The sequence below is a fragment of the Dechloromonas hankyongensis genome (assembly GCF_022012295.1).
Lineage (GTDB): Bacteria > Pseudomonadota > Gammaproteobacteria > Burkholderiales > Rhodocyclaceae > Azonexus > Azonexus hankyongensis.
In genome coordinates, this window is the sequence record NZ_JAKLTN010000002.1 from 20,516 (window position 1) to 45,939 (window position 25,424).

Consider the following 25,424-nt stretch of genomic DNA (forward strand, 5'->3'; position numbering starts at 1 on the left):
CAGGGGGCAGCAGCATGATTCATCCGATGCTCGGCGAAGCCTGGTCGGCCATGGGGGCCAACCGCCTGCGCACGGCGCTGACCATGCTCGGCATGGTCATCGGCGTTGCCGCGGTGGTCATCATGATGGCTATCGGGCAGGGCGCCCAGTACGCCGTGCAGCAGACCATCAGTACCATGGGTTCCAACCTGTTCATTGTGCTTTCCGGTTCGTTTACCACGGCTGGCGTGCGCAGCGGCTCGGCTGGCGCGCCGACGCTCAACGTGGCGGATTCCGACGCCATCGGCGAACTCGATGGCGTGGTCAATGTGGCGCCGACCCATCAGGGCACGCGGCAACTGGTCTATGGCTCGCAGAACTGGAGCACGCAGGTGATCGGCACGACGCCGGCCTATCTCGATGCACGGGCCTGGAACATCGTCAACGGCGCCGGCTTTGGCGATTCAGATGTGCGTTCGGCGACGCGGGTGGCGATCATCGGCAAGACGGTAGCGGAAAACCTGTTCGGCGACGACGATCCGGTCGGCAAGACCATGCGCATCCAGCAGAACCCGTTCATCGTCATCGGCGTGCTCGGCAGCAAGGGGCAGAACCTCGACGGCCGCGACCAGGACGACACCGTGATCATTCCGCTCAGTACCGCCCAGCGCAAGGTATTCGGCACGCCCTTCCTGGGCTCGGTGCGCATGATCATGGTGCAGGCCGATTCGGCTGAAACCATGCAGCGTACGATGGATAACGTCACCGGCCTGCTGCGCCAGCGTCATCGCCTGCGCGAGGGTATGCCGGATGACTTCTTTATGCGCAACCTGTCGGCGGCGGCCGAGTCGGAAGCGGAAACGACGCGCACCATGTCCATCCTGCTCGGCGCCATCGCCTCCATTTCACTGCTCGTCGGCGGTATCGGCATCATGAACATCATGCTGGTGTCGGTCACCGAGCGGACCCGCGAAATCGGCATCCGCATGGCCATCGGCGCCCGCCAGAAGGACATCCTCAGCCAGTTCCTGCTCGAGGCGGTGATGATTTCCTTTGCCGGCTGCCTGCTCGGCCTGGTCCTCGGTCTCGGCATCGCGCTGGCGGTCAATGCCTTTACCGGCATGGTCATCGTCATTTCCGGCAGCTCGGCGCTGATCGCCTTTGCCGTGGCGGCCGGGGTCGGCATCTTCTTCGGCTGGTATCCGGCGCAGAAGGCGGCCCGGCTGGACCCCATCGAGGCCTTGCGCTACCAATGACCAATCGTCGCCATTTCCTGATCGCCGCCGGGTTGATGCCCTTGCTGCATCCGGCCTTTGCCGCCAACCGGCGCGTCGTCGTGGTCGGCGGCGGCTGGGGCGGGCTGGCCGCGGCCCGTCATCTGCGCCAACTGGCGCCCGAACTGGACGTCACGCTGGTCGACCGCCAGCCGGCCTTCATGTCCTTCGCCCTGAGCAACCGCTGGCTGGTTGAACCGGGGGCGGCGTCTTGGGCGCGCCACGATTACGCCCGGATCGCCCGCGACTTCGGCTACCGCTTCGTGCAGGCCGAGGTCGACGGTATCGACCTCGCGCAGCGCAGCGTGGCGACCAAGGCTGGCGCCTTGCCCTACGACTGGCTGGTCCTGGCGCCGGGCATACGCGAAGACTGGTCGGCCTGGCAGACGAACGATCCGCAGGCGCTAGCCGAAGTGCGCCGCCGCCATTCCGGCGCCATGGTGTCGGCGGCTGATCTGCCGGCGCTCAGGCAGCGCCTGACCAATTTCAAGGGCGGCGATCTGCTGATGACCATCCCGCCGGCGCCGTACCGCTGCCCGCCGGCGCCCTACGAGCGGGCGATGCTGATTGCCTGGTGGCTGCAGAAGCAGAAGATTCCGGGCAAGCTGGTCATCGTCGATCCCAATCCGATCATGCCGGCATTCCGCAACATCCTGCTCGACCGCTTCAAGGCGCAGGTCTCCTATTTCGACCACGCCAAGGTTCGCAGCATCGATCCGCTGCGCAAGACGGTCAGCACCGATATCGACGACATCCGTTTCGACGAGGCCTTGCTCTGCCCGCCGCAACAGGCCGCCGACCTGCTCTGGCAAGGCGGGCTGATCCGTCCAGAGGAAGGCGGCAAGCCCAGCGGCTGGGCCGCCCTCGGGCCGACCGATTTCCGCAGCGCGGCCGACGGGCGGGTTTTCGTCATTGGCGATGCGGCCGGACTGGTCTCCACGCAATTCGGCTACTTCCCGAAGACCGGCCAGGTCGCCTGCCGCATGGGGCAGGCGGTGGCCCGCCAGATCGCGGCGCAGGCCACCGGTCAGGCTCAAGCACCACTCCTGCCAGAGAGCGTCTGCCATGTGACGACCAGCGTCGATCCGCTGGAAAGCACGGGCATCGACACCACCTATAAAGACCGAGGTGACGGCTTCCTGGTACAGACCGTCAAGCAGACGCGCAACCCGAACCCGAACGGCGAGGATGCCGCCTGGGCCGAGGCCATGTATCGTGATTTTCTGCTGCCCTGAGCGGGCATCCGGGGCAATGCCGGGTGCTCGGTGGCGGGCGTTCAGTGCCGGGCGTAGACCGAGGTCTTGCCGTCCTTCTTGACGAGCAGGGTTTCGTAGAATTCGCGGCGAACCCGCGGCGCTACCTCGCTGTCCTTGTCGAGCATGGTGCAGGCAGTTTCGCAGGTCGGGCTGGAGAATTCGCGGCCCGGAGCGCCGAGCGGCAGGCCGGGCACGGCCAGACCCCGGGCCTTCGGCTTCTCGGCCAGCAATTCCTTGATCTGGTCGGCATGGACGTGGCCTTCGATGAAGTAGCCGGCGACCAGTCCGGTGGGGACAGCCTCGAGGTCCTTGGGAATTTTCAGGCGGCGCTTGACCGCTTCCATGTCGTCGGTCTGCGTCACCTTGACGGTAAAACCGTTCTGCCGCAGATGTTCCGTCCATTCGATGCAGGCCAGGCAGACGGTGGGCGTATACACCTCGATCACCGGCAGCGACTGGGCGACCGCCGCCTTGACGGCGAGCGCGGTGAGCAGCACGACGAAGCGCTTCAGCATGGCTTGCCGGCCTTGCAGCCCTTCAGGATCCACAGCGACAGGACACCGGCCGTTTCATCAGCCTTGACCTTGCGCGCCATCGAGCCGGCATCGCGGCCGTTGTCGGTCTTGGCCAGCGGATCGGCGCCGGCTTCGAGCAGTAGTTGCACATGCACCGGGCGGCTGGCGTAGGCGGCCATGTGCAGCGGCGTGGCGCCTTCGTTGTCGCGGGCGTTGGGGTCGGCCTTGGCGGCGATCAATGCCTTCAGGGCGCTGGTGTCGGGGTTCATGGCCGCCAGGTGCAGCGGTGTCGAACCGAGTTCGGTGCGTACGTCGCGCTGCTTGGGGTCGGCCTTGAGCAGCTTGCGCACATCGTCGCCGTTGCCGGTGCGGGCGGCATCGTGGATAGGACGATCGTAACTGGTCGTCTGGGCGCCGGCCGTCAGGCTCAGCAGGATGGCAAACAGGGCGGGAAACAGTCTTTTCATCGAGTGGCCTTTAGCGTCGAGAATCTCATTGTCCGGGCAGTGTATTCGACAATCCTTGATCTATGGCAGTTTCGCTGTTCTCTAATATAATGATTTCATTGCATAAATCCTGGCTTGGCGCGGCGTTTCCGGGGCGCCCGAGCCGGTTTTGAGAAAGGATAGCTATGGGCACCATCGTGCGTCATCTACTCATCGAAGGGCGGGTTCAGGGCGTGAGCTATCGCTGGTCCATGGTCGAGCAGGCCAACCTGCTTGGCGTCACCGGCTGGGTACGCAATCTCGCTAATGGCAGCGTCGAAGCCATGCTGGCCGGCGAAGAGGCGGCGGTCCTCAAGCTGATCGTCTGGGCTCAGCGTGGCCCGACACATGCCCAGGTCGATCGCGTCAATGTGACCCTCGGCGACGGCAGTTTCAGTGGCTTCGAGCAACGGCCCAACGCCTGAGTCCGCAAGCCTGCCTAACCCGGCCGGCGGCGTAGCAGGTGATTGACGATGAAACCCAGCACCACTTCGCCGCGCTGATTGACGGCGTGATATTTCAGGCGGGCGATGCCGCGGTCGGGCTTGGAGTTCGACGGCCGCACTTCCAGCACCTCGATCTCGCTGTGCAGCGTATCGCCCGGCCGCACCGGGGCCAGCCAGCGCAGTTCGTCGATGCCCGACGATCCCAGACTGGCCCCGGCAAGGATTCCGGACTGGATGAACAGGCGGAAGCAGATGGCCAGGCTCTGGAAGCCGCTGGCGATCAAGCCGCCGTACGGTGAATCGGCCGCCGCGTTGGCGTCGAGGTGAAAGGATTGCGGATCGTAGCGCCAGGCGAAGTCTATGATTTCCGCTTCGGTCAGGGTCAGGCCCGGGGTCTTGAAGCGCTGGCCGGGTGTGAGATCGTCGAGGTAACGGGTGTCCATGGGGGCTATCCGGAATGCAGAAGCGGAGATGTTGCCACAAGCTGCCGGCGGACACCGCCTATCCGCAGCCCTCGGGCTGGGCTGAAATCAGGGGTTGATGCACTGGGCGACGGTGACGTCGCCGCGACTGCCGCAGGGCGTGGCCTGACCGGGCATTGGGTAGGGCGTACCGTCCGGATCGATGTGCGCGGCGAGCGTTTCCCAGTGCTGTATGCCGTCGCGGTCGATGTGCAGGCGCAGCAGCCAGCCGCGGCGGCCGTCTTCGTAATCGAAGCCGTCGAAGACGAAGTTGCCGAGGCTGTACACGATCGGTTTGCCGTGGTAGATATCGGCCCCTTGTGTGACGTGCGGGTGGCTGCCGATGACGGCGCTGGCGCCTTCGTCGATCATGCGGCGGGCGAAGCTGCGTTGCCGGTCGTCGGGCTGCGTCGATGTTTCCCAACCCCAGTGCATGAAGGGGATGACGTGGTCGGCGCCGGCCCCCTTGGCGGCGCGGATGTCGGTAATGACCTGCTCGTCCTCGCTCCAGGCTATGCCCGGCGTCTGCGGCCCGGCTTCGAAGCGGCGCGGCTTGTATTCGTTGTAGCCGAGGATGGCGATCTTCAGGCCCTTTTGGGCTATCCATAGCGGGTGGTGGGCTTCGGCCAGATTGCCCCCGCCACCGAAGCGGGCGATGCCGGCAGCGTCGAGGTGCTGCGTAGTCTCGACGAAGGCGGCCTGGCCGTAGTCGCCGGAATGATTGTTGGCCAGCGATACGGCGTCGAAGCGGCCCTCAAGGATTTTCAGTGTCTCGGGCCGGGCGCGGAAGGACCAGACCTTGGAGGCTTGGGCTTTTCCCCCGGTGGCGACGGCGCATTCGAGGTTGCCGATGCGATAGTCAGCGGCGGCAAGAATGGAGGCAAAGGGGGCGAGCGGATCGCCGCCGGCCGCGATGACACGGCTGGGACCGTCGGCTAGCATGATGTCGCCGGCAAAGATCAGGGTCAGCGGTTCGCCGCCGATTGCGTTGTTGAGCCAGCCGGCGAGCAGGGCGGCGCACAGGGGTTTCGGGTTCATGGCCGTCAGGCGCCTCGCATCTCGCACCAGTATTGCAGTTCGCTTTCGTGCTTGGGTTCGTAGACACGCTGCAGGCCGGTGAAGCCATAGCGCCCGTGGTTGCTGACCGGGTAAGGATAGCTGGCATGCTGCACCGGGGTCGGTGCTTCACCGAACTCGGCATGGGCGTACACGTACAGGTTGATGCGGGCCAGATCGGCCGGTTCGCGCACGAAGATTATGCGGAACAGGAAGAAGGAACCGATGGCGGTCGGTGTGCCAGCGTAAGGCGAGGCGAGCGGGGCGCTTTCGATGACTTGCGTCTCGCCGCCGTAGGTCAGGTGGCAGGCCACCGTCTCGGCCAGCACGGGGGACGCCGCCGCCAGCGCAATGACCACGGCGGCAACGACCATAGCGCGCATGGCTTCAGCGCGCCGTCGGGCTGAAGGGCTTGAGAACGATCTCGGCCGGCACCGGCTGGCCATTGTGCAGCACCGGGTAAGGCTTGTCGCTGACCAGGCGCAGCTTGCCGCGATGATCGATACGGGCGCTGACGGTAGCGTTGGCCTGCTTGCCGAGCAGGTCGCGGTCGAGCGTGGTGGAGAACGGGATGGGTACCTGGGCGCCGTTCAGCTCGTAGCGTTGTTCGGCCAGCGTACGCCCGCCGGAGCGGACGCGGAGGGTCAGGATGGCGTCGGGGGGCAGGGCGATGCGCGCCGGGTAGGTGACGCTGCCGCTAATGTCGATGAAGCTGCTCGCCGCGGCGGGCGGGGCCGGCCGGGCAGCGGCTGGGGCGGGTGGCGGAGCGTTGCCGTGCAGACAGCGGCGCCGATTGCTCTTGCCGTCCTCGAAAATGGCTACGTCGTCCTGGGTGTGCAGGCGAATATCGCCCCGGCGGTAGAGCGTGCCCGCAGGCGACGGCACCATGGGCAGGACCATCGTCTCGTCGGCAAAGTGCAACGTCGCCTGCGGCCGGCCGTCGGCATCGGCGGTGAAGGAAATGTCGAGACGATTGCCGTTGTCGCAGGTGTAGGGCTGCCGATCCTCGGCGGCGTGGGCGGAAAGCGCACACAGCAGGGGTAGGAGATAGCGGATTTTCATTCTTGTTCGGTTTCGGGAAGCGTGACCCAGCGTCCGTCGATGAGACCTTCGATGGGCCGGAAAGCTGCTTTATAGGCCATCTTGCGGCTTTCGGCTATCCAGTAACCGAGATACAGGTAAGGCAGGCCGAGTGCCTTGGCCTGTGCGGCCTGCCACATGATGTTGTAGGTGCCGTAGCTGGTGGCCGGGACGTCGGGGTCATAGAAGGTGTAGACCGAGGACAGGCCGTCGTCGAGAACGTCGATCAGGCTAACCATGCGGATCGCCTGTTCGTCGCGGAATTCTATCAGCCGCGTATCGACGCGGCTTTGCAGCAGGAATTGGGCGTATTGCTCATGGCTGTCCTCGTCCATGCCGCCGCCGGGATGCCGGGATTGCTGGTAGCGGTTGTAGAGCGCGTAGTGTTCATCGAGGTACACCAGCGGCAGTTCGCGCGCCCGCAGGTCGGCATGCCGCTTCATGGCGCGGCGCTGGCTGCGGTTGGGCTGCAGATCGGCGACCGGCAGGCGCACCGGGACGCAGGCCTTGCAATTATCGCAATGGGGGCGGTAGGTGAAGATGCCGCTACGCCGGAAGCCGGCCCGGACCAGCGAACTGTAGATTTCGCCATCGATCAGGTGGGCTGGCGTGGCGACCTGTGAACGGGCCTCGCGATCGGGCAGGTAACTGCACGGATAGGGCGACGTCGCGTAATAGAGCAGCAGCGAGAAGGGTAGTTCGGCGTCGTCGGGCTGGGCCATGGCTAAGCCTCGGAGTCCGGCCGGTCGGTTGCCCACACGGTGCGCGGACTGTCCGTCGCGACCAGGGAGGAAAGGCGGGCCAGGAAGGACGCACGAGGAATCTGGCGGCCGCCGAGCGAGGCGAGGTGGTCGGTGTACATCTGGCAGTCAATCATCCCGAATCGGTTGGCGACAAGAAAACGAATCAAGTGGGCGAAGGCGACCTTCGATCCGTCCGTGCGCCGGGAAAACATCGACTCGCCGTAGAACATGCGACCGATCGCCAATCCATACAGACCGCCGACCAGTTCGCCATCTTCGTAGGTTTCGACCGAATGCGCCCAGCCGAGTTCATGCAGGCGGGTATAGGCGTCGTGCATTTCCGTGGTGATCCAGGTGCCGTTCTGGCCGGGGCGCGGCATCGCGGCGCAGGCGCCGATCACACCGCGAAAATCGGTGTCGAAGCGGACTTCGAAACGGTCGGAACGCACGACCTTGGCCAGCGAACGGGTCAGGCGGAATTCTTCGGGAAAGAGCACCATACGTGGATCGGGGCTGTACCACAGGGGATGCCCCTCGACGGTGCCCCACGGGAAGATGCCATGCCGGTAGGCGTCGAGTATCCGTTCCGGCAACAGACTGCCGCCGACGGCGAGCAGGCCGTCCATATCCTTGCGCGCCGATTCGACGGCCGGAAAGGGGTCGAACGGGCCAAGGAAGGGTATCACGCGTGGTCGTGATGCGGCTGTTTTTTGAAGGCGATAACGTGGTCGGCGTCGAGGCGGATGCCGATCTTCTCGCCGATGGCGTGGTTGTGGTGCGAGGGGACGAGCGATAGCACCTCGGCGCCGCTGGCTAGGCGCAGCGTGTACAGGATGTCGGCGCCGCGGAAAGCCTTGTGCAGCACTTCGGCCTGCAAGGCGCTTCGGTCGTCGTGCACCACGTCGTCCGGGCGGAGCAGGACATCGACGTCGCAGCCGTCGTCACAGTTGGCGCAGGTTTCGCTGCATTCGACCGGAATGTCGGAAATCAGGCGGCCGAGTTCCATCTCGACATTGGTGCCGCCGGCGACGACGCCCGGTAGCAGGACACCCTGGCCGATGAAGTCGGCGACGAAGCGGTTGGCCGGGCGGTGGTAGAGGTTGTACGGCACGTCCCACTGCTGGATGCGTCCTTCGTACATGATGCCGATTTCGTCGGCCATGGCGAAGGCTTCGTGCTGGTCGTGGGTGACCATGATCGCCGTCGACCCCTCGCGCTTCAGGATGTCGCGCACCTCGACCGAAAGCCGCTCGCGCAGGCCAACATCAAGGTTGGAGAAGGGTTCGTCGAGGAGGATCAGTTCGGGGCGGGGGGCCAGCGCCCGGGCCAGGGCGACGCGCTGCTGCTGGCCGCCGGATAGTTCGTGCGGGTACTTGCCGCCCTGGCCGTGCAGGCCGACGGTGGCCAGCAACTGGCGCACGCGCAGGTGGGCATCCTCGGCCGGCTTGCGGCCGAGTCCGAAAGCGACGTTCTGCTCGACGGTGAGGTGCGGGAACAGCGCGTAGTCCTGGAACACCATGCCGATGCGCCGCTTCTCGGGCGGCGTGGATAGGCCGGCCCGGCTGACCACTGCGCCGTGCAGCCGGATTTCGCCATCGGCGATATCCTCGAAGCCGGCAATGCAGCGCAACAGGGTGGTCTTGCCGCATCCGGACGGACCGAGCAGGCAGGCGATGCTGCCGGCTTCGAGTTGGAAGTCGACGCCGGCGACGACGGTGTGCTTGCCATAGCGCTGAACCACGCCATTGAGTTCAAGTTGAGCCATAGCGGACGATTATAGTTCGCATTAACGAATGGCGACTATTTGTGCCGCATGAATGGCGGTTCTGCACTATTTGAATCAAATGGTTAAGAGAGAATTGGCGAACACGAACCTCAGTCGTCTAACTGCTGCAAGCGGTCAGCGAGCCAGGCCCCGATGTCTTGAATCTCTTCCTGGCACACGGCGTGGGGCATAGCGTAGGCGTGCCATTCCGGGGCGAGGCCCAGCGTCTTCACCAGCGCGAGTGCTTGCTCGCCCAGTCCGAGGGAAACCACATCGTCGTCCGTGCCGTGGGCCACGAAGAGCGGCAGGTGATGATTCGCATCAGAGCGTTCGGCGGTGATCAGCTTCGGGCTGGGAATATAGGTCGACAGCGCAATCACCCCCGCCAACCGTTCCGGGTGGGTGAGGGCGCTCAGATACGCGACGGCGCCACCCTGGGAAAATCCGGCCAGAAAGACGCGATGGCTCGGGATGCCTCTGGCGGCTTCCCGGGCAATGAGCTGGCGCACGATTTTACGCGATTCCAGGAAGCCGGCCTCGTCGATCTCGCGGCTCTCTGGTGCGAGCGAGATGATGTCGTACCAGGCGCGCATGACATAGCCGCCGTTGCAGGTCACCGGACGATGCGGCGCGTTGGGAAAAATGAAACGGATGCCCGGCGCCGCGGGCAGGCCGAGCTCCGGAACGATGGGCTCGAAGTCCGTGCCGTCAGCCCCCAGGCCATGCATCCAGATGACGGCGACCGACGGCTGGGAAGCGGTTTCGACTTCAATAAGAGAGATTTCCGACATCGAGAACCTTTCAATTCTGTGCAAACAAATTCCCGGCACTTAGCGGGAATCGCCGACCCGTGTGGCGGTGGCTGGTGCTGCGCTGTTTTACTTCTCGAGATCAACGACGAATTCGGCCGTTTCCCGGCTTGCCTAGCCGAGCTGAAGGAACTGGAATGCTACTTCACCCTTGGATACTTGATACCCACGCGACAATGATGGCCCAGTAATCCATTGGGTTGTGCCATCCGGTAGGCGGCAATCCAGGTGGGCATAGCAAAATTCCAAAGGCTGAAAATCCTTGTCGATAGGGGGTGAGGCTGAGCGCGTATAATTCGCATTCACAAATATGCGCATTGCCTCTTCTTCCCCCCTGCTCATTGTCGGCTTCGTGGTCGCCCTGCTGGCCGGATTGCCGGTCGCCAGCGTCGGGCTCAATCTATTCGCCGGGGGAACCAGTGAAACCTGGGCGCATCTGTCCGCAACGGTACTCCCCGAGTACATCGCCAATTCGCTGTGGTTGTGCCTGGGCGTCGGTCTCGGCGTCGGCATCGTCGGCGTGACCACCGCCTGGCTGACCGCGATGCACGAATTCCCCGGTCGCCGTTTCTTCGAATGGGCCCTGGTCCTGCCGCTCGCCGTACCGGCCTATGTCATGGCCTACGTCTATACCGATTTCCTGCAATTCGTCGGCCCGGTGCAGACCTTCCTGCGCGATACCTTCGGCTGGGCGCACGGCGACTACTGGTTCCCGGATATCCGCACGCTGCCCGGGGCCGTCCTGATGTTCGTCTGCGTGCTGTATCCCTATGTTTATCTGCTGGCGCGGACAGCCTTCCTGGAGCGGGCGAGCGGCATGCTGGAAGCAGCGCGGACGATGGGTCTCGGGCCGTGGCGCGCCTTCTTCGCTGTTTCCCTGCCGCTGGCGCGGCCGGCCATCGTCGCCGGCGTCGCCCTGGCCTTGATGGAGACGCTGGCCGATTACGGCACGGTGGCCTATTTCGCGGTCAATACCTTCACCACCGGCATCTACCGCGCCTGGTTTTCGCTGGGCGACCGCATCGCCGCGGCGCAACTGGCCGCCATGCTGCTGGCTTTCGTGCTGTTCCTGCTGATGGCCGAGCGGGTTTCCCGCGGCCGGGCGCGCTATCACAATACCACTGGGCGCAATCGGCCGATGGCCGGCGCCCGCTTGTCCGGGCTGGCCGCCGGGCTGGCCGTGGTCGCTTGCCTGTTGCCCTTGCTGCTCGGCTTCCTGCTGCCGGCCGGCCTGCTGCTCAAGATGGCGCTGACCGAGGGCGACGCCCAGTTTGGCCAGCGTTTCCTGACCCTGTCCCGCAACAGCTTCGTGCTGGCAGGTGCGACGGCGGCCATCGGCGTGCTGCTTGCCCTGCTGCTGGCCTACGGTGCCCGCCTGGCAAAAACGCAGTTGGCCCATGCCCTGAACCGGCTGGTCGGCCTCGGCTATGCCGTACCGGGGGCGGTCATCGCCGTCGGCGTATTGATTCCGGTGACCCGCGTCGATAACTGGCTGGCTGGGCAATGGCAGCTGTGGTTCGGCCACAACCCGGGTTTGTTGCTGACCGGCGGTATCGCCGCGCTGATCTATGCCTACCTCGTCCGTTTCCTGGCGGTGGCTCTGCATACGGTTGAATCGAGCCTGGGCAAGATTACGCCGAGCATGGACGATGCGGCGCGCAGCATGGGCCTCGGGCAGGGCGAGACGATGCGCCGCGTGCATGTGCCGATGCTGCGCGGCAGCTTGCTGACCGCCGGTTTGCTGGTCTTCGTCGATGTGATGAAGGAATTGCCGGCCACCTTGGTCATGCGCCCTTTCAATTTCGATACCCTGGCCACCCAGGCCTATACCCTGGCCTCCGACGAACGGCTGGCTGAGGCCTCGACGGCTGCCCTGGCCATCGTTGTCGTCGGCTTGCTGCCCTTGGTCGCGCTGTCCCGGCAAATTTCGGCGGCTCGCCGGCAGTAGCCGGCCGGCGGTCACTTGGAGTCGGGGCGCGCCTTCCAGTCGATGGCGGGTACTTCGTCGTCTTCCAGAAAAAGCAGGTCGGCCGACAGCGCGTTCGTTTCGGTACCGAAGATGTCCAGCGCTTCGCTGTCGTTCGCTGCACTGCAGCGGAAGTTGGACGGGGTGAATTCGATCAGGTTGTCGGCTGGCTTGCCGGCCGGCGGGGCGCTCGGTTCGGGCTGCGCGCGGCTTGCCGGGACAAGTTCGGGGTCGACGGCCAGGCCGTCGGGAATGCTGGCCCCGTGCTGCAGCAGCAGACCGGCGATGTCCTGGTGGCCGCAGCGCAAAGCCAGGCGCAGGGCGGCGCCGGGGCCGTCGCTTGCCGCAACGTCGGGATTGGCCCCGTGCCGCAGCAGCTCGCGGACGACGGCCAGATCGCCCATGAAGCAGGCGGTGCGCAGCGGCAGGCCAGCGAAGCCGTGCATGTCCGCTTCATTGACATCCGCTCCCGCGGCCAGCGCCGCCAACACCTTGCCCGGTTGGGCGGTGCGGATGGCAGCAATCAGTTTGTTCGGGGAGGGGGCTTTGGCGGTCATGACTTGGCAATAACGAGTAGACCGCGAATTGTAGGCAAACGCCGTAGTTTTTTCGAGGCCTGCTTGCTGTGACCTACGCCGCAACGAGCGCGGCCTACCGGCCGCAATGGGCCATGCAAATGAGGATGGCTGTCGCCAATTGCTGCAGTCGGGCGTAAAAAAGCGGCTTCCGCCGCTTGATCGATCAGTTGCCTTCGAGAATCCGCCGGGCGCCGTTGTAGCGCTGCATCCAGTAACTGCTTTCCATGCTTTCGACCCGCACTTCGGCGCCGGTACGCGGTGCGTGCATGAAGTGGTTGTCGCCGAGATAAATGCCGACATGCGAGAAGGTGCGGCGCATGGTGTTGAAGAACACCAGATCACCCGGTTTGAGCTGACTGGCATCGATCTGCTGGCCAACTTCACTCATTTCCTTGGCCGTGCGCGGCAGGGAGGCGCCGATACTGTCCTTGAACACCAGGCGGACGAAACCGCTGCAATCGAGACCGCTGTCCTCGTTGTTGCCGCCGAAGCGATAACGGACGCCTACCAACTTGAGGCCTTGCAGAATGACATCCTGTGCGGCGTTGGTGTAACGTTCCAGAAAAGACGGTTGCTCGTCCTTGCGGACCTGCTCGGCGGCCGCGGATGCACCAATCCCGCCGGCGAGCAGCGAAACGGACAGGAGCAGGGAGGCCAATACTTTATGCATAGCCCTGAAATGTATTTGAAAAACGGTTGGCTGTAAAGGCGCGGTAAAAATTCACGGAGTACAGGCTTTGTTCATTCCGTAATTATGAATACAATTTATTTTCCAAGGAGCAGGAGAACTATGGATTCCTTCAAGGCACTGTTGATCGAAGAACGCGATGGCAAGGTGGTCAACGGCTTCGTTCGCCTGAACGAAAGCCAGTTGGATGCCGGCGACGTCACGATCCGCGTGGCCTATTCGAGCGTCAATTACAAGGATGCCCTGGCGGCGACCGGGGCCGGCAAGATCATTCGGCGTTTTCCTTGTGTCGGCGGCATCGACTTGTCCGGCACCGTCATCGCCAGCGGCGATACGCGCTTCAAGCCCGGCGATGCGGTCATCGCCACCAGCTTCGACATCGGCGTCGCCCACCATGGCGGTTATGCCGAAATCGCCCGCGTGCCGGGCGACTGGGTCGTTCCGTTGCCGGCCGGCTTGTCGCTGTACGACGCTATGGCCCTCGGTACGGCCGGCTTCACGGCGGCACTCGGCGTCGTGCGCATGGAAGAAAACGGCCTGCGTCCCGACAAGGGCCCGGTCATCGTGACCGGGGCGACGGGCGGCGTCGGCAGCCTGGCAGTTGACATGCTGGCCAAGGTCGGTTATCACGTCGTCGCGCTGACCGGCAAGGAAAGCGAAAGCGAGTATCTGCGCAGCCTGGGGGCGGCGGAGATCATGCTGCGCCAGAGTATCGACCTGACCAAGATCCGGCCGCTCGACCGCGGTCGGTGGGCCGGTGCGGTGGACAACCTGGGCGGTGACGTGCTGGCCTGGATCGCCAGTACCATGGAGCAGGGCGGAACAATCGCCAGTATCGGTCTCGCCGCCAGCCATAAGCTCAATACGACGGTCATGCCCTTCATCCTGCGCGGCGTGTCGCTGCTGGGCATCGATTCCGGCTATATTCGCGAGCCGTACCGCCGTGGCGTCTGGCAACGCCTGGCGACCGATCTGCGGCCGCCGCACTTGGCCGCGATGTCGCGCCGGATTGCCTTCGCTGACTTGCCGGCAATTTTTGACGAATACATCGCCGGGCATGCCAAGGGCCGCGTCGTAGTGGAAGTGGCCGGAGGCTGACATGGCCGACTTGCCCCACATTCTGGTCGTCGATGATTCGCGGGTGGTCAGGGTGTCGCTCATCAATCATCTCAAGAACCATTACGAGGTCCGGGAGGAGAGCGACGGCGAGGCTGCCTGGCAGACGCTGGTGGTCGACCATTCGATCAAGGCAGTAATTTCCGACCTGCAGATGCCCAAGCTGAACGGCTACGAATTGCTGGAGCGGGTGCGCACCTCCAAGCTCCGGCGTCTGCAGCAGCTGCCCTTCATCCTGGTTTCCGGCGAGGAAACCGAAGAGGAAAGGGCGAAAGCCAAGGAAATGGGGGTTTCCGATTTCGTCACCAAGGGGGCGGGCGTTACGGAACTGCTGACCCGCCTGAACAACCTGATGAGCTTGACCAGTGCCCAGGAGAACCTGGCGGCGGAGCGCGAGCATCTGGTTCAGGACCCGGCGAGCGGCCTGTTCACCCGCAAATATCTGGAACTGCAGATGGCCCAGGCGCTGTCGCATGCGGCCCGGCACCATCTGGACGTCAGCGTCATGGTCCTCGGGTTCGACGGTTTCGATGGGTTGTGTCAGCGTTTGGGCGCGCAGGTGGCCGAAGAGATCTGCAATCGATTCGCCAAGATGCTGGCCGGCAAGATGCGCCACGAGGACAGTCTGGGCCATTACGGCGTGGGGCAGTTCGCCATCGTCTCGCCGGGGACAGCGCCCGCTTTCTGCGCCACCTTCGCCCAGCGGGTGCGCGAAGCGGTCGAGGTGGCCAAGCTGACCATCCATGGTCAGACCGTGGCCCTGACCGTCAGTATCGGCCTGGCCAGCGTGCCAACCGACCAGGTAGCCACGGCGGCGGCCTTGCTCGACATGGCGGGCGAGCGCATGCGTATCGCCATGGGCAACGGCGGGAATCGTACCGAATCGGGCGGCATTCTGCCGGCGACGCGGCCGATATCGATCAATCATGCGCTGGAACTGCTGGGGGCCAATCGGCCTGAACCGGTCGTTCCGCATCTGCCGTCGCTGGGCGTGCGGCTGATGCCCTTGCTGCAATTGATGAATCAGGAATTGGGGTTGGATCTGCCCTTGGCAGAAATCGAACGCCGTTTGAGTGAACGGAAACCTCATAAAAACTAGTCCGTTCAGTATTTTGTAACGCAGGAAAATTTATTTAGAGGGACTTTATGGCGACGTACAAGGAGTTTCACCAGTATTCCATCGAAAAGCCGAACGAGTTCTGGACCGAACAGGCCCAGCTCATCGACTGGAAGGAGCCGTTCACCCAGGTGTGCGATTATTCCCGCCCGCCGTTTTCGAAGTGGTTTGTCGGGGGCAAAACCAATCTGTGCCATAACGCGGTTGACCGTCACGCGGCCAAGCGTCCGGACGCCAATGCGCTGATTTTCGTGTCGACCGAAACCGACGAGGAAAAGGTCTATAGCTTTGCCGAACTGCAGCGCGAAGTCGAACGCATGGCGGCGATCTACCAAAGCCTCGGCGTCAAGCGCGGCGATCGCGTGCTGATCTACATGCCGATGATCGCCCAGGCCTGCTTCGCCATCCTGGCCGCCACCCGTATCGGCGCCATCCACTCGGTGGTGTTCGGCGGTTTCGCTTCCGGCTCCCTGGCCACCCGTATCGACGACGCCAAGCCGGTGCTGATCGTTTCCTCCGATGCCGGCATGCGCGGCGGCAAGGCGGTTCCCTACAAGCACCTGCTCGACGAAGCCATCGAGCTGTCGGAAAACAAGCCGGCCAAGGTGCTGATGATCGACCGCGGCCTGGACAAGGGCTACAACAAGGTGGCCGGTCGTGACGTCGATTACGCCACGCTGCGCGCCCAGTTCATGGATGCCAAGGTGCCGTGCGAATGGATGGAATCCAACGAGCCGTCCTACATCCTGTACACCTCGGGCACGACCGGCAAGCCGAAGGGCGTGCAGCGCGATACCGGCGGTTACGCCGTGGCGCTGGCCTCGACCATGAAGCACATCTACTGCGGCGGCGAGGGTGAAACCTTCTTCTCGACCTCCGACATCGGCTGGGTGGTCGGCCACTCCTACATCATCTACGGCCCGCTGATCGCCGGCATGGCCACGATCATGTACGAAGGCACGCCGCTGCGTCCGGATGCCGGCATCTGGTGGCAGATCGTCGAGAAGTACAAGGTCAACGTCATGTTCTCGGCGCCGACCGCCGCCCGCGTCCTGAAGAAGCAGGACCCGGCCTACATGCACAAGTACGACCTGTCGTCGCTCAAGCACATCTTCATGGCCGGTGAGCCGCTCGACCAGCCGACGCACGAGTGGTTCATGGGCGAACTGGGCATTCCGGTCATCGACAACTACTGGCAGACCGAAACCGGCTGGCCGATGCTTGCTGCGCTGCCGGGTGTCGAGAAGACCCCGATCAAGTACGGCTCGCCGTCCTTTCCGGTGTACGGCTACAACCTGCAGATCTTCCGCGAGGATGGCTCGGTGTGCGGCCCCAACGAAAAGGGCATCGCCGCCGTCATCCCGCCGCTGCCGCCGGGCTGCCTGTCCACCGTCTGGGGCCAGGACGACCGCTTCGTTTCCACCTACTTCACGCTGTTCAAGGAGCCGCTGGTTTATTCCTCCTACGACTGGGCGATCAAGGACGAGGACGGCTACTTCACCATCCTCGGCCGTACCGACGACGTGATCAACGTTGCCGGCCACCGTCTGGGCACCCGTGAAATCGAGGAAGCGATCCAGGCCCATGCCGCCATCGCCGAAGTCGCCGTGGTCGGTGTCGAGGACAAGCTGAAGGGGCAGATGCCGATGGCCTTCGCCGTCGTCAAGGATGCTTCCAAGGTGGCGACGCCGGAAATGGTCAAGGCGCTGGAGAAGGAAGTGTTCGGCACGGTCGACAGCATCCTCGGCGCCATCGCTCGCCCGGCCCGCGTGCATTTCGTGACTGGTCTGCCGAAGACCCGTTCCGGCAAGATGCTGCGCCGTTCGCTGCAGGCGCTGGCCGAAGGCCGCGACCCGGGTGATCTGACCACCATCGAGGATCCATCTACGCTGGAGCAGATCAAGAACGCCCTGGCCGGCTGAGCTTCGCCGCCTGCGTTGCACAGAACCCGCCGATGCAAGTCGGCGGGTTTTTTTATTGCCGGACGGTAAGAATGGGGTCTCATGGTGGATGGTAGAATCCCCGGCAATCCTTGCTACCTGCCGTTTTTACCGATGATTTACGAGACCGTCGCTGCCGTCGACCTGGGGTCAAACAGTTTCCGTCTGCAAGTCGGGCGGGTGGTCGACGACCAGATTTACATCCTGGACTCGATGAAAGAGCCCGTGCGCCTGGCCTCCGGTCTGACGCCGGACAAGCGGCTCGATGCGGCGGCGCAGGACAGGGCGCTGGACGGGCTACGCCGTTTCGGCGAGCGCCTGCGCGGGCTGGATGGCGGGGCGGTGCGTGCCGTCGCCACCAACACTTTGCGCGTTGCCAAGAATGCTGGCGAATTTCTGCCGCTGGCCGAAGAGGCGCTCGGCTTTCCGATCGAAGTCATCGCCGGGCGCGAAGAAGCCCGCCTAATCTATATCGGCGCGTCGCATTCCCTACCCATGGCGGCCCACAAGCGGCTGGTCGTCGATATCGGCGGCGGGTCGACCGAGTTCATCATTGGCAAGCGCCACGAGCCGCAGTTGATGGAATCGCTTTATATGGGCTGCGTCAGCTACACGCTGCGCTTCTTCCCGGACCGGAAGATCGACCGCAAACGCCTGCGCGAGGCGCAGATTGCGGCAGCCAAGGAAATCGAACTGATCGCCCACGACTACCAGCGCATGGGCTGGAAGGAGGCGGTCGGCTCGTCGGGTTCGGCGCGGGCGATTGCCGATGTGCTGGAGCTAAACGGACTCAATCCGAACGGCGAAAGCGGCATTACGCGGGTCGGCCTCGACAAGCTGTGCGCCCTGCTCATCAAGGCCGGTTCGGCCGAGGCGCTGGACCTGCCGGGCATCAAGGGCGACCGCCTGCCGGTGTTCCCGGGCGGCGTCGCCATCATGTCGGCCATTTTCGAAGAGCTGGGCATCGAGCGGATGTCCTATGCCGACGGCGCGCTGCGCCTGGGCGTCCTCTACGATCTGCTCGGCCGCTTCCATCACCACGACATGCGCGACGCGACCGTCACGCAGTTTCGCCGCCGCTACCAGGTCGAGGGCGATCAGGTCGAACGGGTCGAAGCGACCGCGCTGTCGGCCTTGACACAAACCAATGGCGGCGCGCCCTCCGAAGCCGATGTCCAGTTCCTGTCCTGGGCCTGTCGCCTGCACGAGATCGGCATTTCGGTGGCGCACAATGCCTATCACAAGCATGGTGCCTACATCCTGACCTATGCCGACATGCCGGGCTTTTCGAAGAAGGATCAGGCGCGGCTGGCCATGTTGGTCCTCGGCCATCGCGGCAAGCTGGAGAAACTGGGCGGCATCCCGGCCACCGACAGTGCCTGGAACCTGATCTTCTGCCTGCGCCTGGCCGTCCTCCTGCATCGCACGCGCGATGATCGCGCCTTGCCGGCCTGGCGGGTGGAACGCACCGCCAACGGCTACCTGCTCGATCTCCCGGCCGACTGGCTGGCCGCCAATCCGTGGACGGCCGCGGCGTTCGGCGAGGAAGCCACGGTCTGGAAAGCCCTGGGCCGCGACTATCTCGTCAAGTCCAAACCGGCGAGGAAACTGGCGTGAGCGACGCTCCCCGCTTGCATGTCGAGTCGGGGAGGGTGGTCTTGTCCGGCGCCTGGACGCTGGCGGAAATGCTGCCCATGCTGGAGTCGTTGCAAGCCGGTTTGGCCGGCTTGTCTGCGGCCGAGCGACATTGGGATCTGGTGGCGCTGACCCGGCTCGATAGCGCCGCCGCCGTCCTGCTCTGGCGCACCTGGCACGGCGCCTGGCCGGCCAGGCTGGACATTGGCGACGTGCACCGTCAGGTCATTGCCCGGGTCGCCGAATTGCCGCAGGAAATGCCGCTGCTGCCCGTAGCCCGGGTGCATCTGCCGGAATTCCTCGGACGTTTGCTGCTCAAGGCCGCTGCCAACCTGCGCGGCATGATTGCCCTGTACGGCCAATTGCTGCTCGATTGCCGTTACCTGGCCAGTCATCCGCGCGACATTCCATGGCGCGAATTTACCGCCAACGTCTACAAGGCCGGCATGCTGGCCTTGCCGGTCACCGCCCTAGTCGGCTTTCTGATTGGGGTTACCATCAGCTACCTGTCGGCCCTGCAATTGAAGAGCTTCGGCGCCGATCTGTTCATCGTCAATATCCTCGGCATCTCGGTCATCCGCGAACTGGGGCCGGTACTGGTCGCTGTGTTGGTCGCCGGTCGCTCGGGATCGGCGATGACGGCGCAGATCGGCGTGATGCGGGTGACCGAGGAAATTGACGCCCTGTCGACGATGGGCATTTCGCGCAGCATACGTGTCGTGTTGCCCAAGGTGGTCGGGCTGACCGTGGCGATGCCGCTGCTGGTGCTATGGACGTCGGCGGTCGCCTTGCTCGGCGGCATGCTGGCGGCGCTGTTGCAGCTGGATTTGTCGCTGGTCTATTTCCTCGACAACCTGCCGCGGGCGGTGCCGGTCGCCAACCTGCTGATCGGCCTGGGCAAGGGCTTGGTTTTCGGGTTCGTCATCGCACTCGTCGCCTGCCATTTCGGCCTGCACGTGAAGCCCAATACCGAGAGCCTGTCGGCCAATACGACCAGTGCCGTGGTGACGGCGATCACCTCAGTCATTCTGGTCGATGCCATCTTCGCCATTTTCACCCGGCAGATTGGGGTGCCGCAGCTATGAGCCTGCCGCCGGTCATCGAGCTGGAAGGGGTATGCACCAGCTTTCGCGGCACTGCGGTGCATCGCGACCTGGCCTTGCGGATCGATGAAGGGCAGATCGTTGGCCTGCTCGGTGGTTCGGGCAGCGGCAAGACCACTTTGCTGCGCGAAATCCTCGGCCTGCACCGGCCGGATGCCGGTGTTGTCCGCCTGTTCGGCGTCGATCTGAACGAGCCGGACGTCCAGTTGCAGCGCAATCTGCGCCGCCGGCTCGGCATGCTGTTCCAGCACGGCGCCTTGTTCTCGGCCCTGTCCGTTTTCGACAACATCGCCTTCCCGTTGCGCGAATTGCGCTGTCTCGACGGCGACTGGATACGCCGCCTGGTGCATCTCAAGCTGGCGATGGTCGGCCTGGGTGCCGAGCACGGCAAGCTGATGCCGGCCGAGCTGTCCGGCGGTATGGTCAAGCGCGTCGCACTGGCCCGCGCCCTGGCGCTCGAACCCGAGTTGCTGCTGCTCGACGAGCCGACGGCCGGCCTCGACCCGGATCGCAGCCAGAATTTCGTCGAACTGATCGGCGATCTGCAGCGCGAGCTGGGCCTGACTGTGGTCATGGTCACCCACGACCTGAATACCCTGGCCGGGCTGGCCACGCACGTCGCTGTGCTGGCCGATCAGCACATCATGGCCTACGGGACGCGGGCCGAGATCATGACCGTCGATCATCCCTTCGTCACCGGGTTTTTTGGCGGAGATCGCCGGAAGCTGCTTTAATTGCCGAACATGGAAAACAAGTCGCATGCCTTCGCCGCCGGACTCTTCGCCTTGCTTCTCGGGCTGGCCGCGATCCTGGCCGTGTATTGGCTGGGGGGCGGTCGCGAAGAGGCGCATGACTACATCGTCGTCACCAAGCAGAACATCGGTGGCCTGAACCCGCAGGCGCAAGTGCGCTATCGCGGCATCCGGGTTGGCAAGGTCAGCGACATCCGGCTCGATCCGGACGATTACAGCAACATCCTGATCACCATTTCGGTGAACGACAACGTGCCCCTGACCACAGGAACGGTGGCCAAGCTCAATTACCAGGGGGTGACCGGGCTGGCTCACATCCTGTTGCTGGAAACCGGCAAGGACAGTTCGCCGCTCGAACCCAACGACGATGCGCCGCCGCGCATCACGATGATTCCGTCGCTGCTTGATGAGTTGGGCGAAACGGGGGCGGCCACGTTGAAGCAGGCGAGGCAGTTGATGATCAGCGCCAATGCCTTGCTCAACGAGGAAAACCGGGCGCATCTGACGGCCACTCTGGCCAATCTCGATAGCGCTTCGGCCAATTTGAAACCGGCGCTGGAAAACCTCAATGCCACGCTGGTCCAGGTCCGCAAGGTGCTCGACGATCGCAACGTCAAACACCTGTCGCAGGCGGCCGGTGAAGTCGGGCCGCTGCTGGCCGAATCGCGCGTCCTGATCGGCAAGATGCAGACGGCAACCGACAAGCTCGACCTCGCCATTGGCGATGCCTCGGCGGGCGGCACTTCGGCGCTGATGCCGCGGCTCAACGAACTGGCCCAGGATTTTTCGCTGACCTCGCGCCAGCTGAGCAGGGTCCTGCGCATTCTTGAAGATACGCCGCAGGGCCTGGTCTTCGGTGCGCCGTCGCAGGCACCGGGTCCGGGCGAGGCCGGCTTCAATCCGGCGGGAGGGCAGTGAATGCGCTGGCTGAGCGGGTTCCTGTGCTGTCTGCTTCTCGCCGGATGCTTTACCGCCGGCAAGCGTGGTGGCGATGCGTCGCCAATAATCTACGATTTCGGTCCGGCGCCGGCCAGCCTGCTGCCGGCACCGCGCAAGACGCCGCTGGCGCTCGAGGTCAGGGCGCCGCTATGGTTTGACAGCATGGGCATCGGTTACCGACTGGCCTATGTCGATGCGGCGCGCCTGCGCGAATACGCCAAGGCCCGCTGGGCCGGTCCGCCCGCCCAGTTGCTGCAGCAGCGCCTAGTGCAGCAGTTGGGGCTGTCGCCTTCGGGGCAGGGGCAGTCGCGTTGCCTGATGCGTATCGACATGACCGAATTCAGTCACATTTTCGCGGCGCCGGATCGCAGTCGCGGGGTGCTGCAGGGCCGAGTAGTGTTGCTCGACCGCGCGCGGCGCCAGCTGGCGGAATTGCCGGTCAATCTGGAAAAGCCGGCAGCATCGCCGGATGCCCGAGGCGGGGTGGGGGCTTTGACCGCTGCCGCCGATCAGCTGGCCGCCGATCTCGCGGGCTGGGAAAGACAGCTGGCCGGCAATACGGCGGCCGGGGGCTGTTTCAACTAGTTGGAGACGATGCGCTCGGCGATGCGCTGCTTGAGATTGGACAGATTATCGTCGAAATGCGTGTAGTGCATCAGCGACAGGCCGAAAACGCAGGCGTAGAGCAACAGGCTGCGGCTCTTGGCCTCGGCGTCCGACATGCCAGCGGCGACGAACAGCTTGCGCGTGCATTCCAGACGGTAGAGGTCGACTTCCTCGACCACTGCCGCGGCCTGCGGGTCATGCCGCGCCCAGTCGCGGACGGCCAGTTCGATCGACATCCCCTTGCGGTTGCGGCTGGCGCCGTAGACTTCGATGGCGTAGTGCAACTGGTTCCGTTCGTTGCCCGGGGTCACGGAAGTGGTTTTTTCGATGTCGCGAATGCGCCCGATTTTCCATTGTCCAAGTACGGCGTCGAGCAGCGCCTGCCGATCCTTGAAGTGCCAGTAGAAACTGCCCTTGGTGACGCCGCAGCGCTTGGCCAGCACTTCGACGCGCAGGCCGGTGACGCCTTCCTTGGCGAGGACGTCGATAGCCGCATCCACCCAGCGTTCCGGGTCGAGTTGGGTGCGCGCCGGCGTCGCCCGGCTACGGGCTTTGGCTGGCGAAGTTTTGATCGAGGACTTGACAGGTTTGTTTTCCATACGCTACCGTATGCTTTTCCATACGACACAGTATGGTCATTGTGCTGATTGAGTGGACGTCTGTCAAACAGGCGATTAGCTTGAACAATAATCTAACCGAGTTAAAGGAGAAGGCTTGTGAAGATTCTGGTTCCCGTGAAGCGGGTCGTTGATTACAACGTGAAGGTCCGGGTCAAGGCTGACGGATCGGGTGTCGATCTGGCCAACGTCAAGATGAGCATGAACCCGTTTGACGAAATCGCCGTCGAAGAGGCCGTTCGCCTGAAGGAAGCCGGCGTCGCCACCGAAGTCATCGCCGTCTCCTGCGGTGTCGCCGCCTGCCAGGAAACCCTGCGCACGGCCATGGCCATCGGCGCTGACCGTGGCATCCTGGTCGAAACCGACGCCGACCTCCAGCCGCTGGCCGTCGCCAAGCTCCTCAAGGCCCTGTGCGACAAGGAACAGCCGCAAGTCGTCATCTGCGGCAAGCAAGCCATCGACGACGATGCCAACCAGACCGGCCAGATGCTCGCCGCGCTGCAGAACTGGCCGCAAGCCACCTTCGCCTCCAAGGTCGTCATCGCCGACGGCAAGGCCACCGTCACCCGCGAAATCGACGGCGGTCTGGAAACCCTGGCCATCACCCTGCCGGCCGTGGTGTCCACCGACCTGCGCCTGAACGAACCGCGCTACGCCACGCTGCCCAATATCATGAAGGCCAAGAAGAAACCGCTCGACACCGTCAAGCCGGCCGATCTCGGCGTCGATGTCGCGCCGCGCCTGACCACGCTGAAAGTCAGCGAGCCGCCCAAGCGTAGCGCCGGCATCAAGGTGGCCGATGTGGCCGAACTGGTGAACAAACTCAAGAACGAAGCGAAGGTGATCTGATCATGACCATTCTCGTCATTGCCGAACACGACAACAACGCCCTTAAGGCGGCTACCCTGAACACCGTGGCTGCCGCCCAGAAGATCGGTGGCGAACTCCACGTCCTGGTCGCCGGTGCCAACTGTGCTGCCGCCGCCCAGCAAGCCGCTGGCCTGCAAGGTGTTGCCAAGGTCAAGGTGGCCGACGCCGCCCACTACGACGCGCAGACTGCCGAAAACCTGACCGCCCTGGTCGTTGCGAACGCCGGGGGCTACAGCCACATCCTGGCTCCGGCCACCACCTTCGGCAAGAACCTCGCCCCGCGCGTCGCGGCCTTGCTCGACGTTGCCCAGATTTCCGACATCATCGCCGTCGAAGCGGCAGACACCTTCGTTCGCCCGATCTACGCCGGCAACGCCCTGGCCACCGTCAAGAGTGCCGATGCCGTCAAGGTCATCACCGTGCGCACTACCGCCTTCGATCCGGTTGCTGCCGGTGGTTCCGCCGCTGTCGAAAGCATCGCCGCGACCGCCGATACCGCCCAGACCCAGCTCCAGAATCGCGAACTGACTAAGTCCGAGCGTCCGGAACTCGGTGCCGCCAAGATCATCGTCTCCGGTGGCCGTGGCCTGGGTAGCGGCGAGAACTACCACAAGCTGCTCGAACCGCTCGCCGACAAGCTCGGCGCCGCCCTCGGCGCCTCGCGTGCCGCGGTCGATGCCGGTTTCGTGCCGAACGACTACCAGGTCGGCCAGACCGGCAAGATCGTCGCGCCGCAGCTCTACATCGCCGTCGGCATCTCCGGTGCCATCCAGCATCTGGCCGGCATGAAGGAGTCCAAGGTCATTGTCGCTATCAACAAGGATCCGGATGCGCCGATCTTCCAGGTGGCGGATTATGGTCTGGTTGGCGATCTGTTCGAGGTGGTGCCGCAACTGGCAGGTTCCGTCGGCTGATGTCACAGAATCACGGGCTGGCACTAGAATAGCCCTGTGAATCTGACCGATACATTGCTGGGCGAAGGTTGGTACTGGGCGGCGTGGGCCGTCTGGTTGCCGCTCTTCGCCCGCAGCGTTTGGCGGGCGCCGTGGGCGCGGCTCAAGGATTCGGAGCAGTTGAATGTCTGGCTTGGCATGATCGTGCTACTGACCCTGATCTGGAGCCTGAAGGCGGGGATCAAGCCGGGGCTGGGCTTTCATCTGCTCGGCGCTACCGTATTCACGCTGAGCTTCGGGCCGGCGTTGGCCTTTATTGGACTATCGCTGGTGACGCTGGCGATCACGCTGGACGGCGCCGCCGGCCCCTTGGCCTATGCTCTGAACGCCATGCTGCTGGCCGGGGTAGGGGTGGTCCTGAGTCAAGGCTTCTTCCGCTTATTTTTCTTCATATTGCCGCGGCATTTTTTTGTTTACATCTTCATCAACGGCTTTCTCGGCAGCGCATTGACCATTATCGGCGTCGGCTTGGTGGCGAGCCTGCTGTTGGCAGCGGCCGGAGCTTATTCCTGGGATTACCTGGTCACCGACTATTTCCCCTATTTCCTGCTCCTCGGTTTTGCCGAAGCTTCGCTATCCGGAATGGTTATGACCCTTTTCGTGGTTTACCGGCCCCATTGGGTACTCACCTTCGACGACTCGCGCTATCTGGCAGGGAAATAAGGGCTACAATTT

Annotated in this window: 28 protein-coding genes; 15 read left to right on the top strand and 13 right to left on the bottom strand. The window is 64.0% G+C overall.

All coding sequences use genetic code 11. From position 1 onward, the window contains the following. The first annotated feature begins 14 nt into the window (after positions 1-14). Complete coding sequence (locus LZ012_RS08595) at positions 15-1,235, top strand: ABC transporter permease (RefSeq protein WP_275709734.1); 1,221 nt, start codon at positions 15-17, stop codon at positions 1,233-1,235. Further along, entirely contained in the window at positions 1,232-2,488 is a 1,257-nt protein-coding gene (locus tag LZ012_RS08600; RefSeq protein WP_275709736.1) for an FAD-dependent oxidoreductase, read from the top strand. Before LZ012_RS08595 ends, LZ012_RS08600 begins: the two co-directional genes overlap by 4 nt. A gap of 41 nt (positions 2,489-2,529) precedes the next feature. Here LZ012_RS08600 and LZ012_RS08605 read toward each other — a convergent pair whose 3' ends face one another. Both LZ012_RS08605 and LZ012_RS08610 read right to left on the bottom strand, forming a co-directional pair. Beyond that, positions 2,530-3,024 carry a DUF411 domain-containing protein gene (locus tag LZ012_RS08605; RefSeq protein ID WP_275709738.1) on the bottom strand — a complete coding sequence of 165 codons (495 nt, stop codon included), beginning with the start codon at positions 3,022-3,024 and terminating at the stop codon, positions 2,530-2,532. After that, positions 3,018-3,491, bottom strand: a complete 474-nt coding sequence (locus tag LZ012_RS08610) for an ankyrin repeat domain-containing protein (RefSeq protein ID WP_275709740.1) — start codon at positions 3,489-3,491, stop codon at positions 3,018-3,020. Before LZ012_RS08610 ends, LZ012_RS08605 begins: the two co-directional genes overlap by 7 nt. A 176-nt stretch (positions 3,492-3,667) precedes the next feature. On the opposite strand from LZ012_RS08610, the gene LZ012_RS08615 reads away from it, so the two are divergent. Beyond that, positions 3,668-3,934 carry an acylphosphatase gene (locus tag LZ012_RS08615; protein WP_275709742.1) on the top strand — a complete coding sequence of 89 codons (267 nt, stop codon included), beginning with the start codon at positions 3,668-3,670 and terminating at the stop codon, positions 3,932-3,934. A 14-nt stretch (positions 3,935-3,948) separates the two neighbouring features. Here LZ012_RS08615 and LZ012_RS08620 read toward each other — a convergent pair whose 3' ends face one another. The 8 genes from LZ012_RS08620 to LZ012_RS08655 all read right to left on the bottom strand — a co-directional run bounded on the left by LZ012_RS08620 (position 3,949) and on the right by LZ012_RS08655 (position 9,851). Further along, complete coding sequence (locus tag LZ012_RS08620) at positions 3,949-4,398, bottom strand: MaoC family dehydratase (protein ID WP_275709744.1); 450 nt, start codon at positions 4,396-4,398, stop codon at positions 3,949-3,951. A gap of 87 nt (positions 4,399-4,485) precedes the next feature. Beyond that, positions 4,486-5,454, bottom strand: a complete 969-nt coding sequence (locus LZ012_RS08625; RefSeq protein ID WP_275709746.1) for a CapA family protein — start codon at positions 5,452-5,454, stop codon at positions 4,486-4,488. 5 nt (positions 5,455-5,459) lie between these two features. Next, a complete protein-coding gene (locus tag LZ012_RS08630) occupies positions 5,460-5,855 on the bottom strand; it encodes a hypothetical protein (RefSeq protein WP_275709748.1) in 396 nt (131 codons plus the stop codon). A 4-nt stretch (positions 5,856-5,859) separates the two neighbouring features. After that, entirely contained in the window at positions 5,860-6,534 is a 675-nt protein-coding gene (locus tag LZ012_RS08635) for a YbaY family lipoprotein (RefSeq protein WP_275709750.1), read from the bottom strand. Beyond that, positions 6,531-7,274 (bottom strand): arginyltransferase, encoded by a 744-nt coding sequence (locus LZ012_RS08640; protein ID WP_275709752.1) that lies wholly within the window; start codon positions 7,272-7,274, stop codon positions 6,531-6,533. The genes LZ012_RS08635 and LZ012_RS08640 overlap by 4 nt, the downstream gene beginning before the upstream one ends. Before the next feature lie 2 nt (positions 7,275-7,276). Continuing rightward, positions 7,277-7,981 carry a leucyl/phenylalanyl-tRNA--protein transferase gene (gene aat, locus LZ012_RS08645; protein WP_275709754.1) on the bottom strand — a complete coding sequence of 235 codons (705 nt, stop codon included), beginning with the start codon at positions 7,979-7,981 and terminating at the stop codon, positions 7,277-7,279. After that, the gene (locus tag LZ012_RS08650) at positions 7,978-9,060 is read right to left on the bottom strand and encodes an ABC transporter ATP-binding protein (protein ID WP_275709756.1); all 1,083 of its coding nucleotides are present in this window, start codon (positions 9,058-9,060) and stop codon (positions 7,978-7,980) included. The genes aat and LZ012_RS08650 overlap by 4 nt, the downstream gene beginning before the upstream one ends. A gap of 110 nt (positions 9,061-9,170) precedes the next feature. Continuing rightward, positions 9,171-9,851 (bottom strand): alpha/beta hydrolase, encoded by a 681-nt coding sequence (locus LZ012_RS08655; protein ID WP_275709758.1) that lies wholly within the window; start codon positions 9,849-9,851, stop codon positions 9,171-9,173. 328 nt (positions 9,852-10,179) lie between these two features. Here LZ012_RS08655 and LZ012_RS08660 point away from each other — a divergent pair, with 328 nt between their 5' ends. Next, the gene (locus tag LZ012_RS08660; protein ID WP_275709760.1) at positions 10,180-11,817 is read left to right on the top strand and encodes an ABC transporter permease; all 1,638 of its coding nucleotides are present in this window, start codon (positions 10,180-10,182) and stop codon (positions 11,815-11,817) included. An 11-nt stretch (positions 11,818-11,828) separates the two neighbouring features. Here LZ012_RS08660 and LZ012_RS08665 read toward each other — a convergent pair whose 3' ends face one another. Together LZ012_RS08665 and LZ012_RS08670 are read right to left on the bottom strand one after the other, a co-directional pair. Further along, positions 11,829-12,392, bottom strand: coding sequence for an ankyrin repeat domain-containing protein (locus tag LZ012_RS08665; protein WP_275709762.1), 564 nt, complete (start codon positions 12,390-12,392; stop codon positions 11,829-11,831). A gap of 184 nt (positions 12,393-12,576) precedes the next feature. After that, a complete protein-coding gene (locus LZ012_RS08670) occupies positions 12,577-13,071 on the bottom strand; it encodes a C40 family peptidase (protein ID WP_275709764.1) in 495 nt (164 codons plus the stop codon). Positions 13,072-13,203: 132 nt separating this feature from the next. Here LZ012_RS08670 and LZ012_RS08675 point away from each other — a divergent pair, with 132 nt between their 5' ends. The 8 genes from LZ012_RS08675 to LZ012_RS08710 all read left to right on the top strand — a co-directional run bounded on the left by LZ012_RS08675 (position 13,204) and on the right by LZ012_RS08710 (position 22,288). Then, a complete protein-coding gene (locus tag LZ012_RS08675) occupies positions 13,204-14,199 on the top strand; it encodes an oxidoreductase (protein ID WP_275709766.1) in 996 nt (331 codons plus the stop codon). Between the two features lies 1 nt (position 14,200). Beyond that, positions 14,201-15,316, top strand: coding sequence for a GGDEF domain-containing response regulator (locus LZ012_RS08680; protein ID WP_275709768.1), 1,116 nt, complete (start codon positions 14,201-14,203; stop codon positions 15,314-15,316). Positions 15,317-15,363: 47 nt separating this feature from the next. Continuing rightward, positions 15,364-17,256 carry a propionate--CoA ligase gene (locus LZ012_RS08685; protein WP_275709770.1) on the top strand — a complete coding sequence of 631 codons (1,893 nt, stop codon included), beginning with the start codon at positions 15,364-15,366 and terminating at the stop codon, positions 17,254-17,256. 132 nt (positions 17,257-17,388) lie between these two features. Further along, positions 17,389-18,891, top strand: a complete 1,503-nt coding sequence (ppx, locus tag LZ012_RS08690) for an exopolyphosphatase (protein ID WP_275709772.1) — start codon at positions 17,389-17,391, stop codon at positions 18,889-18,891. Next, the gene (locus tag LZ012_RS08695) at positions 18,888-19,994 is read left to right on the top strand and encodes an ABC transporter permease (RefSeq protein ID WP_275709774.1); all 1,107 of its coding nucleotides are present in this window, start codon (positions 18,888-18,890) and stop codon (positions 19,992-19,994) included. The genes ppx and LZ012_RS08695 overlap by 4 nt, the downstream gene beginning before the upstream one ends. Beyond that, positions 19,991-20,746 (top strand): ABC transporter ATP-binding protein, encoded by a 756-nt coding sequence (locus LZ012_RS08700; protein ID WP_275709776.1) that lies wholly within the window; start codon positions 19,991-19,993, stop codon positions 20,744-20,746. Before LZ012_RS08695 ends, LZ012_RS08700 begins: the two co-directional genes overlap by 4 nt. A 9-nt stretch (positions 20,747-20,755) precedes the next feature. Further along, entirely contained in the window at positions 20,756-21,682 is a 927-nt protein-coding gene (locus LZ012_RS08705) for an MlaD family protein (RefSeq protein WP_275709778.1), read from the top strand. Next, positions 21,683-22,288, top strand: coding sequence for an ABC-type transport auxiliary lipoprotein family protein (locus LZ012_RS08710; RefSeq protein ID WP_275709780.1), 606 nt, complete (start codon positions 21,683-21,685; stop codon positions 22,286-22,288). It abuts the gene before it with no gap. Here the strand turns inward: LZ012_RS08710 and LZ012_RS08715 are convergent. After that, positions 22,285-22,908: a TetR/AcrR family transcriptional regulator gene (locus tag LZ012_RS08715; protein ID WP_275709782.1), complete on the bottom strand. Its 624-nt coding sequence runs from the start codon at positions 22,906-22,908 to the stop codon at positions 22,285-22,287. The two genes, LZ012_RS08710 and LZ012_RS08715, sit on opposite strands and share 4 nt — an antisense overlap. A 117-nt stretch (positions 22,909-23,025) precedes the next feature. On the opposite strand from LZ012_RS08715, the gene LZ012_RS08720 reads away from it, so the two are divergent. Genes LZ012_RS08720 through LZ012_RS08730 form a run of 3 tightly spaced genes read left to right on the top strand, consistent with a single transcriptional unit; the run spans position 23,026 to position 25,412 of the window. Continuing rightward, a complete protein-coding gene (locus LZ012_RS08720) occupies positions 23,026-23,775 on the top strand; it encodes an electron transfer flavoprotein subunit beta/FixA family protein (protein ID WP_275709784.1) in 750 nt (249 codons plus the stop codon). 2 nt (positions 23,776-23,777) lie between these two features. After that, entirely contained in the window at positions 23,778-24,710 is a 933-nt protein-coding gene (locus LZ012_RS08725) for an electron transfer flavoprotein subunit alpha/FixB family protein (RefSeq protein ID WP_275709786.1), read from the top strand. A 36-nt stretch (positions 24,711-24,746) separates the two neighbouring features. Continuing rightward, positions 24,747-25,412: an energy-coupling factor ABC transporter permease gene (locus LZ012_RS08730; protein ID WP_275709788.1), complete on the top strand. Its 666-nt coding sequence runs from the start codon at positions 24,747-24,749 to the stop codon at positions 25,410-25,412. Positions 25,413-25,424: the final 12 nt, after the last annotated feature.

Coding starts and splice junctions, on each gene's coding strand:
- LZ012_RS08595 (WP_275709734.1), top strand. CDS start 15: ATGATTCATCCGATGCTCGGCGAAGCCTGGTCGGCCATGGGGGCCAAC.
- LZ012_RS08600 (WP_275709736.1), top strand. CDS start 1,232: ATGACCAATCGTCGCCATTTCCTGATCGCCGCCGGGTTGATGCCCTTG.
- LZ012_RS08605 (WP_275709738.1), bottom strand. CDS start 3,024: ATGCTGAAGCGCTTCGTCGTGCTGCTCACCGCGCTCGCCGTCAAGGCG.
- LZ012_RS08610 (WP_275709740.1), bottom strand. CDS start 3,491: ATGAAAAGACTGTTTCCCGCCCTGTTTGCCATCCTGCTGAGCCTGACG.
- LZ012_RS08620 (WP_275709744.1), bottom strand. CDS start 4,398: ATGGACACCCGTTACCTCGACGATCTCACACCCGGCCAGCGCTTCAAG.
- LZ012_RS08625 (WP_275709746.1), bottom strand. CDS start 5,454: ATGAACCCGAAACCCCTGTGCGCCGCCCTGCTCGCCGGCTGGCTCAAC.
- LZ012_RS08630 (WP_275709748.1), bottom strand. CDS start 5,855: ATGCGCGCTATGGTCGTTGCCGCCGTGGTCATTGCGCTGGCGGCGGCG.
- LZ012_RS08635 (WP_275709750.1), bottom strand. CDS start 6,534: ATGAAAATCCGCTATCTCCTACCCCTGCTGTGTGCGCTTTCCGCCCAC.
- LZ012_RS08640 (WP_275709752.1), bottom strand. CDS start 7,274: ATGGCCCAGCCCGACGACGCCGAACTACCCTTCTCGCTGCTGCTCTAT.
- LZ012_RS08650 (WP_275709756.1), bottom strand. CDS start 9,060: ATGGCTCAACTTGAACTCAATGGCGTGGTTCAGCGCTATGGCAAGCAC.
- LZ012_RS08655 (WP_275709758.1), bottom strand. CDS start 9,851: ATGTCGGAAATCTCTCTTATTGAAGTCGAAACCGCTTCCCAGCCGTCG.
- LZ012_RS08660 (WP_275709760.1), top strand. CDS start 10,180: ATGCGCATTGCCTCTTCTTCCCCCCTGCTCATTGTCGGCTTCGTGGTC.
- LZ012_RS08665 (WP_275709762.1), bottom strand. CDS start 12,392: ATGACCGCCAAAGCCCCCTCCCCGAACAAACTGATTGCTGCCATCCGC.
- LZ012_RS08675 (WP_275709766.1), top strand. CDS start 13,204: ATGGATTCCTTCAAGGCACTGTTGATCGAAGAACGCGATGGCAAGGTG.
- LZ012_RS08680 (WP_275709768.1), top strand. CDS start 14,201: ATGGCCGACTTGCCCCACATTCTGGTCGTCGATGATTCGCGGGTGGTC.
- LZ012_RS08685 (WP_275709770.1), top strand. CDS start 15,364: ATGGCGACGTACAAGGAGTTTCACCAGTATTCCATCGAAAAGCCGAAC.
- ppx (WP_275709772.1), top strand. CDS start 17,389: ATGATTTACGAGACCGTCGCTGCCGTCGACCTGGGGTCAAACAGTTTC.
- LZ012_RS08700 (WP_275709776.1), top strand. CDS start 19,991: ATGAGCCTGCCGCCGGTCATCGAGCTGGAAGGGGTATGCACCAGCTTT.
- LZ012_RS08705 (WP_275709778.1), top strand. CDS start 20,756: ATGGAAAACAAGTCGCATGCCTTCGCCGCCGGACTCTTCGCCTTGCTT.
- LZ012_RS08710 (WP_275709780.1), top strand. CDS start 21,683: ATGCGCTGGCTGAGCGGGTTCCTGTGCTGTCTGCTTCTCGCCGGATGC.
- LZ012_RS08715 (WP_275709782.1), bottom strand. CDS start 22,908: ATGGAAAACAAACCTGTCAAGTCCTCGATCAAAACTTCGCCAGCCAAA.
- LZ012_RS08725 (WP_275709786.1), top strand. CDS start 23,778: ATGACCATTCTCGTCATTGCCGAACACGACAACAACGCCCTTAAGGCG.